The following is a 12,525-nucleotide window of genomic DNA, read 5'->3' as shown; positions in this document are numbered from 1 at the left end:
ACTTATGCGATTACAAAGTCATTTGTTGCCAAAAGCCAGAGAAACCTTGCCGCCATTGGCACGCATTGACGAGGTATCGGATTGTGCCGGTGCGTAAGATCTATGCGCGCGCCAAACGGCAACAGGCCACTTCAGAACGGAGGCTGATTATATTGAAACGCGCACCCAACAATGACGTCTGTCGGTTGATAGTCTCCACTCCAACCGCGACTGCGGCCACGCTCCGAAATCAGATGCAGGTTTTTGCGGGCCCGCGATGACACCACGTAAACGAGCTTCTTTGCCGTCTCGATCTGCGCTGGATCGCTGAAATGCGGAACCATCCCCTCCAGCAACCCGTAGGCAATCACCGCGTCAAATTCGGCTCCCTTAACCCCGTGAATCGTTGAGATGGTGATGCCAGTCCTGTCCGCAAAGACCTTCTTGAACATCGCGACCTCTGCGATCGCCGGGGAGCCTTCCTTGACCAGAAGATCGACGCGCCTTTGCGAGCAGCCGAAAAAGGCGTCATGATGCTCCTTCAGCAACGAATATGCGCCGTGATCGATGCCGAGCGCAGCGCATAGTTGATCGAAGAACGCCCTAAGAAAGGCCAAGCCATCGGTCTCACCGATCTCGATTGCATTGCAAGTCCGAAGCAGTCTCCTTCGATCCAGGCCTGCAGTGTCGACGCCAGCGTCGTGTAGGCCAGCGATCACATCGCCCGCCCATCGCATCCGGCGAACGTAAAGCTGCGGGGATGCTTCGGTCAGGATTATGCGAGCAAGCTTGTACCAGAAATTGTCCACGTCGCGCGCAAAGGGCACCATTCCCGGGCCATCAAACGAGTAGCCGGGGAGCGCAGCAACTAGCCGCCGTGTCATGCTGGCGAGGTGAACCCACCGTGGTGCTACGATGCAGACTTCGTGCGCGGCTATTCCCTGCGTCTCGACATTGTACTTTATAAGCCGCACCAACTCGGCCTCAAGGTCGTCGCGGTGAGTCTGCTGGTCAAACGACACGACGCTCGCATAATTTTTGTTGTGACCGACCGCCTCGATCTTCGAAGCGAAGACATTGTAATTGCCGAAATATCCAACGATGCGGGAGGATGATCGGTAATTGTCTACCAACTCCATCTCCTTGAACTGGATGCCGCACCGGGCTCCGAAGTCGGCTGCCGTGATCGCGTAGCCGCCGAGAGAGCTGTAGATCGCCTGATTAGGATCTCCGACCACGAAAGCGCGTACGCGACCTTGCGAGGCCTTCAGGATCGAGGCAAGGATCGCGTATTGGATCTCCCGCGTGTCCTGAAACTCATCAACGAGGACGCACTCGAAAATGGACCCGAGCAAAACACTGATCGAGGGGTTCTTCTTGATCAGCTGATAGGCGCAGAAAAGAATAAGCTCAAAATCTATCTTCCTCTCGTCGCGAAGCGTTCCCCAATATGTCTTAAGCACCCCCTTGATAACCGGGTGTTTATCTGTCGCGGTGCTCGTGAGCCGGTAGCCGGACGGCGTGAAATAATAAGCGCAGTCGTAGCGGTTGAGGTTCGTACCCTGCACCTTGCCGCAAATATCATCGAGCATTTGCTCCGTGTCATGCCCATTGATGACCTGGAACCCGTTTGCGAGCGCCGGGTAGTAGATCCCATAGGGCTTGAGGATCCATTCCAGGCAGAATGAATGGATGGTTCCGATCCAGAGCTGACTCGTATCGACCCCGAGTTGTTCGATCCGTTCGTGGATCTCGTCCGCAGCCCGGTGGGTATAGGTAATCGCGACGATGCGCTTCTTGTCCGATTTCAGCTCCGACAGAAGGCGTGCGATCTTGAAGGTGAGGGTTCGGGTTTTGCCGCTTCCAGGACACGCAACGAGAAAGACGCTGCCCGGCTGCTCGATTGCCGCCACCTGAGCGTCGTTGAGATCCGTCTTGTCCAAGACGAACACCTCAAAAGCTCGCGAGTATGACGTTGATGCCGTCGGCAGGGAATGCAGTGAGCATCTCGGATCGAACGCCAGCGAAATCGATCTCGCCACGGCTGTAACGGCGGATCTGCTCGCGCATAGCGGTGATCGCTTCGGGCGCATGGATGTCCGACTGAGCGAGAACGCCAACTCGATACTCCAGCACGTTTGCCCATGTCTGGGTCGTGACAGGCAGATGCGCCTGGAAGATCGCATCAAGGATATAGTCGGGAATGACCGTCTCCGGCGTGATCATTCGTCCGAGGATGATCGCAAACCACCCTTTGCCAGCGTAGCGGGCCATCGTCAGAACGCGCGTTCCGAAGCGCTCGATATCGCCGGATTCCAGCTCCTCCTTTGATACCGCGATTGTTCCAGCGTCTTTATAGATGTCACTGAGAACCGATACGACTGTCCCCGCGTTGCCAGCGGCCACGAAATCGACCTCAAACGTATTGTCAGCGAAATGAGCCGTGAGCCATGGATTGCCGTCGCACAGCAGCTTGAGCGCCGCTTCGCGCCGAAGGCCTGCAACCTGCGACCCCAACGCCTTCTTCTTCGCTGCGGCATCTTCTTCGCTGTCGAGAATGTCATCGTCCGTATCGATGAAGGCGCGATCGAGATCGGTGATGATCGCACAGCGCTTGCGAATGCGATCGTCGTGGAACAGGACCGCCACATTCTCGAAGCCGGTGCTGCGGATGTTGATTAGGCTGATGCCGAGCTCGTCCAGGCTCAGCCCGAGGACTCTCTTCACCAGAATCGGTATGAGAATTTCCTCGGCATCGCCTTCGACGAGCACCACGCTCTTTGCAAAAAGCAGATTGCTGCGAACCGCGTCGAGGTAACGCTGAATATTGCCTATCTGGCCAGAATCCAGACCCGCGGACGGCTGGAAGACATCACATCGTCCGCCTTGTCGACCAAGGATATTAATGTTCTCGACGTTGCTTACCTCGGAAATGTGGGTCGAGTGAGTCGAATAGATGACCTGAGTGTCGTCATAGTTCAGGCGGTCGAAAAGCGTCTTCTGGATATGGGTGTGGATGTGCGCCTCCGGCTCCTCGATGACGAGGAAGTTAGCGAAAGACTCCTTCTGCTTCTGATATTTGAACTCGAGCAGCTTCAACGTCAGGTAGATGAGGTTCGCGCCGCCTAGGCTGAGCTCATGGATCGCGCCTTCATATTGCTCATCGGATTCGCCCACAAACAGCTTGAGCGACTGGAACAGGCGGTCCGCCTCATCGGATAGGTCCGAGCGAATCGAGAGCGAGCGCGGTGAATAGGTTCCGCCCGCCGCATCGGTGATGGTCTCGCGGATATCAGCGCGAATGGTCCCGACATCGGGAAGACCCTCGATCGCGTCATTCAGCCCTTTGACCAGAGCGCTGATCGGTTGAAAGCTCGCCGCATCAATCTCGCCACTCCTGCCCTTGAGCAGGGTGAGCAGCGGATTGGTCCGGTTGTTCTGAAAATCAGCGACAACATCACGGAGCGCTTGGACGAACGTGAAGCACACTTCGCGCGAGATCGAAAGCATCCCTGGGATCACACCCCCAATCGCAGGATTCGACAACTCCTGGGGGAATTCCACCGCGTCGAAATCTCCGACGAGTTCCTTATAGGTAGCGGGATCGCGGAAATCCGCGACGCTCTTGCCGGTGAATATGGTCTCGTAATCGTCGAGCGTGATCTTGGATCTGACGGCGGCAAGGCCGGAGGTATCGCCAACGGGGAGATCACCAAAACTCCGCCGGATCGCTACCTTGGGCCGAAAGATCAGGTTGTACGTCGCCCTGCCAATGGTGCCGTCCGCGATGTTGCCGGTGCCGTGCAGAAATAGGGACTGGATCGCCTCATCTTGAGATACGTCCTCGAACTCGAGGCTGATGATCACCCAGTGACCGCGCCAGTCTCCCAATCCACGATGAAAGTCCTTCTCATCGAGCCGATACGCCGACCGTAGCAAAGTGTCGTCGAGCAGGAGGCGGATTGCTCGGAACAGGTTGGTTTTGCCCGACCCGTTCTCGCCGATGATCGTGTTGACGCCCTTGTTGAAGACGACGTTCGCTCGCTCGAAATTCCGGTAATTGACCAGCTGTAGTCTCGAAATATGCACGAACGACGTTCCCCATTTAATCTGCAGTCATTTAGTTTTGCCTGTCCGAAAACCGATTGTAGGCGTCCATCCTGTGCACCAGCAGCTCGACATCGCGTAGATAGATCTCCCTGCGGAGGAAGCCGATTTCCGCTTCGCGCTGAGCATCGTTCACGTCGATGTACCAGGCGCGTGGATTGGGGTTCCCGTCACCGTTCCAGCGATAGCCACGCGCCTTCAACGCATCCTTCAGGTCGAACGGGGCATTCTCTGCCCAGATCCGCCAGGTCGGTAGACGCGCGGAATCGAGCAAGCTCGCAAGTGCAGTCCGGTTCGTGACCGGCAAATCCGACGCGAGCAATTCGATCACTGCGCGGCAATCATGCTCGGCCCGGTGCCGATCGTAGAAGAAGCCCGCGCCCGCCGCGAGATAGTGGAGCTTCGTTCCCTCGAAGCCCTCGGCTGCCCAGTCGATCTGCGACATCGAGCATGCCCATGGTTTTGTCGTGAAAACATCGCTCAGCCGCTCCGCGAAGCGCCGGTCGAACGCAGCATTGTGGGCGATCACGAGCGCCGCCGGACCTGCGAACGTGGCAACTTCGGCAACGTCGATTTTATGCCCGGCGACCATGGAATCGGTGATTCCGGTAATCCGAGTGATTTCTGGTGAGATCGGAGTGCTAGGCTCTTGGTAGCGATGGAATGTTTGCCCGATCTCAAACACCCGCCCGTCCAGGGCGTAGGTGAAGGGTATCATCGCCAACTCGATGATCTCATCCTTTTCAAGATCGAGTCCGGTAGTCTCAACGTCGATGACAATTGCTGATTTGGTCGGCGTGCCGTCGGGCGGAGTCACGGTCGATCGTGGCGACAAACGCCGCTGGACGCGATAGTCGCCGCTCGCGCAGAGCAGATGAGCCAGTTCTTCAAGGTTGGGTGTGGACTCGTTCATTGAGGTTCGCTTCTAGCAAACCAATGTAGAGAAAGGCAGTTTTATAGTGGGAGCTTTGAGCTACAATAGGCTTTCGAAGCATTGCCCGCAGGCCAGGCCCGTCAGCATGGTTCCAACACTGATCGTTCCCCGTTTTACCCTCGCCCTAAACGTGGGCCTTGCACCGCCCTGCGTGGGATCAAAAAAACGCGCAGGCACATGTAACCCCGCCATCCGGCCCAGTTACTGTCATCCCACGGAAGCCAATTGGAGACGAAGAATCTTCTAATGACCGCTCATTCAAACCCAACAATGTCAGCAATCCGAGGGCAGTGGGCTTTAGGAAGGTCAACCCCAAATTAGCGACAAACGCCGACTAAAGAAAACTCTCCCCAGCATGATTGTCGAACAGCGCTGCGTCGCGGACATAGCCGAGCAGCACTTCAACCTTCTTCTGGCGCGAGACTTCCTGCATCTTCGGCAATGAGGCCCCTGCCTTTGCAGCTTCGGTCAGGAACCCCGACCGAAGGGAGTGCGCTCCCACTCCAGCAGGATCGAGTCCAACCTTGTCCGCATACCGCTGGATCAACCTCGCCACCGAGCGATCAGACATAGGCTCCTTCGTCATCAAGCCCTGAGCATCGGTTCGATAAAATAGGGGGCCCGCCTCTCCTCCCCTTACGCTCAGCCATTCGTTGAGGCGGGGACCGGGCTTTAGCACCTTGCCTGAGGGAACCGCGATGACCTGCCCTGCCCCCTCCTGGTCGGTCTTGGAATGCCGGATCGTCAGCTTGAGCCCTTCCCGGACCAGCTCGAGGTCAGCGAGTTGCAGCGCGACCAGTTCGGAACGCCGCAGTGCCGCCGCCAGCCCAAGGGCCATCACCGCCCGGTCGCGTATCGCTCGCGGACTCTGGCCTTCGGCCACTGCGATCATTCGGGCTAGATCGGCGGCCAGAATTGCGCTCTTCTTCCGCGTCGGGCGCGCACGCTGCTCGCGGCGGATCCCTGCAAGTGTGTCGCCAATGACATCGCGCGGATCGCGATGCTGGGGTGCGACTTGTCCCGCCTGCCGGTGTTGCCAAGCGATAGCTGCAAGATGCCGCCCGATGGTGCTGTCCGCCCTCCCCGCCTGTGCCAGCGAGGCAAGGTATGTGGCCACTGCCTCCGGCATGGCAGGCATAGGCTCAAGATCGCGCGTCCAACACCATTCCTCAAACTGGCGCCAGTCACTATCATAGGCCCTGACCGTGTTGGCCGCCTTGGACCGCGCCCGGTATGAGCGAGCCGCTTCGATCTCAGCCGCCAGCTGCGGCGGGATCGAATTCCCCAGCGGCTCGAGCGCGACGGCATCTGAAGGCCTCAAAGCCTTGTTGCTGTGATCGTTCAAGGCGTCACTCCTCATGCTTCAATGTCGGTGCTCTGCCTTGCGCTTCCCTGCGGGCCTCGGGCGAGATTGCAGCGAATTTGGCTCCCTCTATATAGATAAATGGATCGTCCGTGAAGGGCGCTTATCGGACATCAAAGGCACCGTACAAGCTGGGTATACTTTTTAGGTCATTTATATACTATCTGGCCGATGGCATCCGCCCCAGCACTCTGGCAACTGACGCTTGCTCGCATCGAAGGCGCACTCCCCTTCATCTCACCCGAGCTGTCCGAATGCCTTGCGCTGGCCTCACTCCGGCGCCTCTGGCGCGTACAAGTGCGCGATTATCCGTTTGATAATATTGGAATTGAACACAATCCGGGGCTTGAGGCCGACGAGCTTGTGCGCTCGTGGTACTCCGAAGAACGCCGTCAGTTCTTGTCGTGGATCAGCCGGCGAGGTCACCCTCCTCTCGCCCATGCTGCCAAGCTGGTCATGGCCGCGAAAAGTCACTCCGAAGGATTCAGCGAGACATACAGGCCTGCTGATCGCGCGCTCGAACGGCTCGATGCGCTGCTGCCGACCAGCGATCCGATGGGCACCCTCCTTGAATGGCTTGCGGAACTGCGAACTGAGGAAATCGACTTTCTTGAAGGCGGCAGCGAGATCATCGAGGTCAGTGGGTTCGCGGTCACACGTTCGGCGCCCCGGGGGGCGGCCTGGGCTGCGTCGCTTGCGGCCGCCATGCGCCCACACTTGTTTGGGCTGGGCTCGGCGCCAATGGCGCTTGCTGGGATCATGCCGCGGGCTCTGTTCCGTGAACTTCACGAGGATCCCCTGCCCGTCCTATTACGTCGTGCGCTTCAGGCTGCTGCTGAGAGTGCAGCCGCAGACCTCCGTGCCATGCAAAGGGCTCACCTGCAGGCTGAGGGAGCACTTTCAGGCCTCTACGCCTCGTCGACGGCTCCCCTGGCTTGGCGTCTTGTAGCCGGCATCGGACCTCTTACCCGTGCGGAGCTTGCCAGAGGCCTTGAGGTGACCAAGCGAACCGCGTCACAATCAGTTGCGGCTATGGTGACTGCCGGCATGGCCAGTCTTCGAACTTCCGATGGCGCAATCGTCCGAACGGACACGTGAACGTGTCATGGACCCCGGAATACTTCCCGGTAGCAAACGCCAATTCGATTTTGTGAGCTCGCTCTGCGGCGTAGCAGCTGCTCTACGAACTTTTTCGCCCTGCCCGGGTCAGCGAATGACAACTTACGTCGCTGTCCACGCGTTCCAATCCGGCCCCACGAGAATTCAACAATCGCAACACCGAACAGGTCTTGGCTCCGAGATATGGCATAGCGCCGTGCAACATTGAGATCGGGATTTTTGGCTTCGAGCCAAATGTGACACTCGTTCTGATCATGCTCTAACATACGGAGGAGTATGCGACAGCCGCCTGGAGCTAGGCCAATCGGAAGTTTGAATCACAGGTCTCTATGGTGATTCAAGGAATCGATCCTGAGGCTGTGACCGCCGCTCAGCTGCGGACGTCTGATTCTTATGGAATTTGCACGTCTCTCGGGCGAGGTCATTCTCGAAGCGAGAGCGCGATCTTCCTTAATCTTGAATCAAATCAATAACAAATCCGCCGCAGGCGAAAACGTTAGGGGATTTAGATTCTAAGGTTAAGAGGTTACCTGCTCGCCATCAGCCTGCAAACTCCTGATTTCTCGCGAGTCGGGGTCGCTATGTCGAATCTGATAACACGATGTTCGGTTTCTGATAGCACGACCGCCAGATTCTAATAACACGTCATCTGATGCCCGATCACACGTTGGCCACCTCCCTGCCCTGTTGATAACTTTGAAAGCACGGCTCAGAGCGTGAGGCCATAGGATCAGTTAGCGTTCCGATTCACATATGGTGCGTCGATCCCAAACTTTCCGATCGCCATTTGTCCCGAGGCTGAAACGGACGTGTTTTCGGAAATCTGGTATCTCCGGTTGAACGTGTTTTCGGGAATGGCTTTTGGCGGCGTCCTTTTTCCTCCAGCTTGCCGGCTGACCCGTCGCGCTTCTTGGAAGCTGTGCCCGAAGTGGAGGCTTAGGCGATCTGCAAGCTGGTCCGACCTTTCCACGTTAGATGGCTGATTTCAGTCAAAGATGACCGGCTTAAGCACTCGCGGAGTGTTCAATGCTGGTGCTCTTGGGTCTTGTCGGCAATTCTTTAGCAGGTGCCGAACGTAGACGTAGTTTTCTGATCGGGCGGGGTAAGTGGCGTGATTCCCGAAAACACGTTCGGTATCGGGCGTACATCATGAGACCGTTCTTATATTTCCGATCAATCGCGATGCTTGCCGCAGACTGTCACCGGTCTGAAGCTGGGCGACGGCGCTACTAGCGCGCCGGGCGCACATAACCGGTCCCACAGACGGGCGCGACCTTCAAAAGCCCGGAAGCGTATGCTTGTTGCGCTCGTGGTGCTTCTTCATGAAGCCGTAGAACCGCTTCGAGTAGTTCCTTGGCAACTCATGGGGATTGCTGTTCAGAAAGGAATCGAATTGCCGCATCAGCACATCGAGATCCCAACCAGGACATTCAGAACGGATGGCCTGATAGATTTCGGGATCAAGAGTGTCCTGCGCGCCCCCTCCCCTCCGTCGTGACTGAGATTGGCTTGCGTTGCTGTCCAATGCGGCTGATGCATCGGCTTGCTGTTCGGGGCGCAAGCTCGCACTCGTTGTTGCAAGGAGCTTGCGCACGAGGGCAGGATCAACGAATTCCGGCGGAGGGCTGACCTTGGCTGCCTTTTCGGGGGTTGCGCGCTGAATGCGCTGGGCTCTGCTCTCCGTGGTGACAGAGCCACTATCCTCGATTTTTCCAGAAGGTTTTTCGAGATGGCGACGCATCACCATCTTCAGCTTTGGACGCGGCGTCTCTGCTCCAATGACCTCCAGACTGATATCCGGCAGGTTGTTAGCTCGCGCCAATTCAAGAATCTTGTTCTTGAACGAGGGTAGGGAGCTTTCGCTGCCGCTTTTCTGATGAAGAGTTTCGAAGCCAATCGTGAAACCTTCTGGCCCATTGCCACCAGCGTGCTTGCGAGCGGCGCGGTAGAGCCATTTCCCAAGTCCGCTCGTTATCTCGAAATACAAAGGCGAAATCGCAAGGACATTTCGCTTGTCCATGACCCCGTCGAAGAACCACTTGGAAAGCGTGATTTCCATCCCAAGCGAACGCTGGGTTCGTTCATCAACGAGATGAGTATAGCTATCGATCCACGAAAATGTGGTCTCGCGGGATTTGGAGTTCGCGCGGATGTTCGTCTTGATCGTCGTGGCCTGAAGACGATCAAGCGCTGCGATCAGTCGCTCATAAGCGCGCCCGCTTACACCCCAGCAGATTCGCTTGAGAAGATCGCCAGGTTGAACACGAATGGTCGGCGACAGGTCGTTGTCACCCCGCTCGCGCAATTCGTTGAGGTGGGACGCCAGATAGATCATGATATCTGCATCCCAGATGGTCGCCATCCCATAGGCTGGGTTGGCTGATACATGCACGGTGACCGACTTATCCGGACTGAGGTACTCAATGGGTTTCAGGCGCTTCTTCTTCGAAAGGCTGAAGAAAGGACGCTGCATGGTCTCCTGATAGTCCCGCAGCGAGATGTCGCTGAAATCAGGCAGCGTGAAGAACATCTCGAACTGCACCCGGCGACCGGAGGAGGACTGATCTTTCTCGCTCACGTTCTTCGCTCGGTAAATCTGCCGCTGTCCCACACGTGGGACAAGTTAGTTAAACATATGAAATACAACGATAAAAACCACATTTTCAGAGTGCTGAACACATGGCCATAGGTGGGTCCGAAACCCTCCTTCATGGGGCAGGCCTTTTTAGAATCTTCGCCTTCTCAATCAGAGGGCGCAATGCATCGAGGATTTCGTCAGCGCTCAAATCAGTGGGGTTGATCGTTATCGTGAGCCCTCGTGCACGATCCTTTTCGATGACACCAATGGACGATCCCGCCGCTTCGATTACGGCTTTCTGAACACGGCCAGGCCTGCCCGAAACTGCCTTGAGCAGACGGACAACAACCTGAGGGCCAGAAATTGGCTCTTCGTCTCCGGATTGCCGGAAACTTTGCTCCGCAGCGATCTGCTTTGCTGCTTCCTCCATCCTAGGGCGCAGCGATGGGTTGCGTATGGCTGGAAGAAGCTTGTCACCGTACCGCACCTGAAGTTCCATTGGCGACGCAAATGCGCTTACGATTGTTTGCGGAATCTCTGTCAGGCCGATGTACCGGGCGAGCGTAGATTTCGAGATCTTTACGCGTTCAGCAAGCCGGGCCTGAAGGCCATCGTAATAAGTATCGACTGCTGCCTTGTAGTTCAAACCGCGCTCTAAATCTGAGATATCTTCCCTCTCGCGGTTCTCGATATCAGCAAGGCGGAACGCAGCTTCGTCATCGAGATCTTCGATAATCGCGACGAGCTCGATATCCGGGTAGTGATTGGCGTTGAGCCACGCGACGGCCCAGTGGCGCCTTGTGCCAATGATCAGTTCGTACTGCAGCTCACCTTGCTGTTTCCGGCGCACGACTACTGGGATGCGGTTCCCGTTTTCTGCTTGGATCGATTCAATCAGAGATCGCAAACGGGGTTCGGTGAGCTGTTCGTAATCACGGGCGTTTCCCGGCCAGATCGAACATTCTGCAGGTTTGAGCCGGATGGTCGGGCGCTTGACCATCCGCGCTGCTTCCGTGAAGCCTTCAAGCCGACGTGTTGTGAAATTGCGCGATGCGGTTGCCCCTGCAGCGTCCTTGGCTTCAGAGACGGAAGGCTGGTCAGGGGCAGGGGAGGCGAGGGCCTCGCCAATCAATGAACGACGGCTCACGCTGCAACACTCCCTGCCGTGTCAGATGACCGTCTCGAAATGCTCTTCGACGGCCACTGCTCATGTATTTCGTTCAGAACTTCTCCGAAGACTGCGTTGAGATTGTCCCGGCAACGCTGGTAGGTTGCGTGCGCAGCTGAAGGCTTGCTTTCATAGATCGACCGGAATGCTTGAGTGGCATTCTTGATTTCCTCAGAAGCTAGGATCGGCTGATTCAGCAGGAAATTGGCATATGTGGCCTTCATCATCTTCCACATGTCGGCTTCACCTGGCTTGCTGGGGGTGTAGGCCGAGCAGACGACGCGAATGAACCCGTAATCAACAGGCGTTCCGTGATCCTCGAGGATCTCGATATTCTCGGCGATGGTGTCCATGAAATGGATGGTTGAAAGATAGTCGAGCTGCCTTGCCGGAACCGGGATAAGCATACCTGTTGCGGCGGCCATCACATTGAGGCCCAGGAACCCCATAGCCGGCGGAGGATCGAGCAAGACGACGTCGAAGTCCTTGATGATGGTGTCGATGCCAATACGGAGACGCTGAAGTCCCTCGCGCACTGCTTGTCCGCCCTCCGTCAACGTTGCCGTGAGGTCCCACTCTGCATCCTGCAGGCCAAGGCTTGACGGCACTATTTTGATTGTAGGCCAAGCGGTTTCTCGGATTGCCTTCCTGAAATCGTCGAATGTACTGCGAGGCGACAGGAAGTTTCCTAAAGTCTCCTCTTCGTCGATAAGTGCTTCGGGCTGAATGTCGAACATAGTTGTCGTTGACGCCTGCGGATCGCAGTCGATCACGAGAACGCTATATCCGTTCAGCGCGAGAAAATCGGCGAAATGCTTGGTAATCGTACTCTTGCCGACGCCGCCCTTGAAATTCTGCACGGCTACTACAACCGCATTCTCATGGGCTAGCTTGCCCGGATGAATGTTCAGCGCCTTGCGAATATGAGTAAGGTCTTCGAGCGTGTAATAGCGGCGGCCATTGTTAAGCTGTTTCGGAGGCGCGAGACGCCCCTCCTTCTCTGCCTTGGCAAGCGCTTCAGGCGTTCTTCCGACCAATTCCGCTGCCGCCGTAGGCCCAAAGGTGATATCGAGGACCTTGCGTTCATCAGGTTTGAACACCACAGCTTTGACCCGATCGCGCATCATTTCGCAGGATCTGGTCATGTTTCGCAGTGTGTTCACGGTGTAGGACATGCGTCTGCCTTTCGATGAATCGCAGTTCTGCGACCCAGTTCGTGTTTTATGATCATTTTCGGCGGTAGAAGTCAAACCGATATCATCGGAATGGTGCCGGTC

Annotated in this window: 9 protein-coding genes; 1 reads left to right on the top strand and 8 read right to left on the bottom strand. The window is 56.7% G+C overall.

Going from position 1 to position 12,525, the window contains the following annotated elements; all coding sequences use genetic code 11:
* Window positions 1-131: 131 nt before the first annotated feature.
* From LH19_RS26965 to LH19_RS26950, 4 genes are all read right to left on the bottom strand, one after another.
* Window positions 132-1,931, bottom strand: coding sequence for a UvrD-helicase domain-containing protein (locus tag LH19_RS26965; RefSeq protein ID WP_054735476.1), 1,800 nt, complete (start codon window positions 1,929-1,931; stop codon window positions 132-134).
* A gap of 1 nt (window position 1,932) precedes the next feature.
* Window positions 1,933-4,068, bottom strand: a complete 2,136-nt coding sequence (locus tag LH19_RS26960; RefSeq protein WP_054735473.1) for an ATP-dependent nuclease — start codon at window positions 4,066-4,068, stop codon at window positions 1,933-1,935.
* A gap of 31 nt (window positions 4,069-4,099) precedes the next feature.
* On the bottom strand, window positions 4,100-4,999 hold the full coding sequence (locus tag LH19_RS26955) for a 3'-5' exonuclease (RefSeq protein WP_054735469.1): 900 nt from the start codon (window positions 4,997-4,999) through the stop codon (window positions 4,100-4,102).
* Between the two features lie 355 nt (window positions 5,000-5,354).
* Window positions 5,355-6,365, bottom strand: coding sequence for a site-specific integrase (locus LH19_RS26950; protein ID WP_234716262.1), 1,011 nt, complete (start codon window positions 6,363-6,365; stop codon window positions 5,355-5,357).
* Between the two features lie 315 nt (window positions 6,366-6,680).
* On the opposite strand from LH19_RS26950, the gene LH19_RS26945 reads away from it, so the two are divergent.
* Window positions 6,681-7,481, top strand: coding sequence for a MarR family transcriptional regulator (locus LH19_RS26945; RefSeq protein WP_234716261.1), 801 nt, complete (start codon window positions 6,681-6,683; stop codon window positions 7,479-7,481).
* Between the two features lie 5 nt (window positions 7,482-7,486).
* Here the strand turns inward: LH19_RS26945 and LH19_RS28270 are convergent, their stop codons facing one another.
* The 4 genes from LH19_RS28270 to LH19_RS26930 form a co-directional block, all read right to left on the bottom strand.
* Window positions 7,487-7,768 (bottom strand): WGR domain-containing protein, encoded by a 282-nt coding sequence (locus LH19_RS28270; protein WP_082396445.1) that lies wholly within the window; start codon window positions 7,766-7,768, stop codon window positions 7,487-7,489.
* A 1,010-nt stretch (window positions 7,769-8,778) separates the two neighbouring features.
* Window positions 8,779-10,032, bottom strand: coding sequence for a replication initiator protein A (locus LH19_RS26940; protein ID WP_082396455.1), 1,254 nt, complete (start codon window positions 10,030-10,032; stop codon window positions 8,779-8,781).
* Window positions 10,033-10,210: 178 nt separating this feature from the next.
* The gene (locus LH19_RS26935) at window positions 10,211-11,227 is read right to left on the bottom strand and encodes a ParB/RepB/Spo0J family partition protein (protein ID WP_054735461.1); all 1,017 of its coding nucleotides are present in this window, start codon (window positions 11,225-11,227) and stop codon (window positions 10,211-10,213) included.
* A complete protein-coding gene (locus LH19_RS26930; protein ID WP_054735458.1) occupies window positions 11,224-12,423 on the bottom strand; it encodes an AAA family ATPase in 1,200 nt (399 codons plus the stop codon). Before LH19_RS26930 ends, LH19_RS26935 begins: the two co-directional genes overlap by 4 nt.
* Window positions 12,424-12,525: the final 102 nt, after the last annotated feature.

It is taken from the genome of Sphingopyxis macrogoltabida (assembly GCF_001314325.1).
GTDB classification, from domain to species: Bacteria; Pseudomonadota; Alphaproteobacteria; order Sphingomonadales; family Sphingomonadaceae; genus Sphingopyxis; species Sphingopyxis macrogoltabida.
This window is presented reverse-complemented; position numbering and strand designations above follow the sequence as displayed.

Bases quoted from the DNA above. Each gene is read 5' to 3' on its own strand.
- LH19_RS28270 (WP_082396445.1), bottom strand. From the start codon at position 7,768: ATGTTAGAGCATGATCAGAACGAGTGTCACATTTGGCTCGAAGCCAAA.
- LH19_RS26955 (WP_054735469.1), bottom strand. From the start codon at position 4,999: ATGAACGAGTCCACACCCAACCTTGAAGAACTGGCTCATCTGCTCTGC.
- LH19_RS26930 (WP_054735458.1), bottom strand. From the start codon at position 12,423: ATGTCCTACACCGTGAACACACTGCGAAACATGACCAGATCCTGCGAA.
- LH19_RS26940 (WP_082396455.1), bottom strand. From the start codon at position 10,032: ATGTTCTTCACGCTGCCTGATTTCAGCGACATCTCGCTGCGGGACTAT.